The organism is Rhodococcus sp. R1101, assembly GCF_000278445.1.
GTDB lineage: Bacteria > Actinomycetota > Actinomycetes > Mycobacteriales > Mycobacteriaceae > Rhodococcus > Rhodococcus gordoniae.
Genome location: NZ_AJVB01000587.1, coordinates 1 through 2091, shown reverse-complemented (window position 1 = coordinate 2091; position 2091 = coordinate 1). Strand labels below are relative to the sequence as shown.

The 2091-nt window shown below is 69.8% G+C and carries 1 protein-coding gene and 1 pseudogene; both read right to left on the bottom strand.

The window, feature by feature from the left end; translation table 11 throughout:
• Window positions 1–221 (bottom strand): NAD(P)H-hydrate epimerase (locus tag R1101_RS28115; RefSeq protein WP_332307018.1); only part of this gene is annotated, 221 nt, incomplete at its 3' end.
• 44 nt (window positions 222–265) lie between these two features.
• A pseudogene (gene glmS / locus R1101_RS28110) lies at window positions 266–2091 on the bottom strand (glutamine--fructose-6-phosphate transaminase (isomerizing)); the annotation flags it as partial.

Sequence of the window (2091 nt, the reverse complement as noted above, 5' to 3'; positions counted from 1 at the left end):
AGGAAGGTGCCCGCCCACAGCGCGTCGCCGCCGTTGTCGCCCGATCCGACGAGCAGACTCACCCGCCGACCGGCGATCCCACCGGTACGTTCGCGCAGTTCGGAGGCCACGACCCGTGCGAGCCCGTGGGCCGCCCGCCGCATGAGCGTCCCTTCCGGAAGGGACGCCAGCAGCGGGGCCTCCGCCCCACGGACCACCTCGGACGGGTGATAACTGCGCATCGTTCCTCCTGCACCGCCCTCCTGCACCGGCAGCAGGTGGGCCGCTATTCGACGGTGACCGATTTGGCGAGGTTGCGGGGCTTGTCGACGTCGTATCCGCGGGCCTGTGCGACTTCCGCAGCGAAAACCTGCAGCGGCACCGTCGACAGCAGCGGCTGCAGCAGCGACGGCGCCGACGGGATCTCGACGAGATGGTCGGCGAACGGCCGGACCGTCTCGTCGCCCTCCTCGGCGATGACGACGGTGACCGCCCCGCGGGCCTGGATCTCCCGGATGTTGCTGAGTAACTTGCTGTGCAGTACGGCGCGGCCCTTCGGCGACGGCATCACCACGATGACCGGCAAGCCGTCCTCGATCAGCGCGATCGGGCCGTGCTTGAGTTCACCGGCGGCGAAACCCTCGGCGTGCATGTACGCCAGTTCCTTGAGCTTGAGGGCGCCCTCGAGCGCCACCGGATAACCCACATGCCGGCCGAGGAACAGCACGGCCGGCGAGGCCGACAGCTCCCGCGCCAGCGCCCGCACGGGCTCCATCCCGGTCAGCAGCTCGGCGATCTTCTCCGGCATCGCCGCCAGGTCCTGGTACTCGCGAGCCACCTCGTCGGGATACTTCGTGCCGCGCGCCTGCGCCAGTGCCAGACCCACCAGGTAGTTCGCGGCCATCTGCGCCAGGAACGCCTTCGTCGACGCCACACCGATCTCCGGGCCGGTGCGGGTGTAGAGCACCGCGTCGGCCTCGCGGGGAATCTGCGCGCCGTTGGTGTTGCACACCGCCAGCACACGCGCCTTCTGGTCCTTGGCGTGGCGGACCGCCTCGAGCGTGTCTGCGGTCTCCCCGGACTGGGAGATCGCCACGACCAGCGTGGACCGGTCGAGCACCGGGTCGCGGTAGCGGAACTCCGAGGCCAACTCGACCTCGACGGGCAGCCGGGTCCAGTGCTCGATCGCGTACTTGGCGACCAGGCCCGAGTGGTACGAGCTGCCGCACGCGACGACGAACACCTTGTCGATGTCGCGCAGTTCCTGATCGGACAGGCGCTGCTCGTCGAGCACGATGCAGCCGTCGACGAAGTGACCGCGCAGGGTGTCGGCGACCGCCGCCGGCTGCTCCTCGATCTCCTTGAGCATGAAGTAGTCGTGGCCGCCCTTCTCGGCGGCGGCGAGATCCCAGTCGATGGTGAACGGACGTGTCGCCACGTCGGTGTCGCCCTCGAAGTCGGTGACCTCGTAGGAGTCGTTGGTGATCACCACCACCTGGTCCTGACCGAGCTCGACGGCCTCACGGGTGAACTCGATGAACGCCGCGACGTCCGAGGCGATGAACATCTCGCCGTCGCCGACCCCGACGACCAGCGGCGTCGACCGGCGGGCCGCCACGATCGTGCCCGGATGATCTGAGTGGGCGAAGACCAGCGTGAACGCACCCTGCAGACGGCGCAGCACACTGCGGGCGCTGTCGACGAAGTTGCCCGCCGTCGGGCCCTCCGCGTAGGCGCGGGCCACCAGGTGCACCGCGACCTCGGTGTCGGTGTCGCTGGCCAGTTCCACACCCGACTTCTCGAGCTCCTCGCGCAGCGGCGCGAAGTTCTCGATGATGCCGTTGTGCACCACCGCGACCTTGCCGGTCGCGTCGCGATGCGGGTGCGCGTTGCGGTCGGTGGGACGCCCGTGGGTGGCCCACCGGGTGTGCCCCATCCCCGCGGTCCCGGCGAAATGCTCTTCGCCGATCTCGGCGAGCTCGGCCTCCAGGTTGACCAGCCGCCCCGCCTTCCGCTCGACGGCCAGACCACCCTTGCCGTCCAGGATGGCGACGCCCGCCGAGTCGTAACCCCGGTNTCCATCCGCCGCAGCGCCTCCACCACGACGTCGAG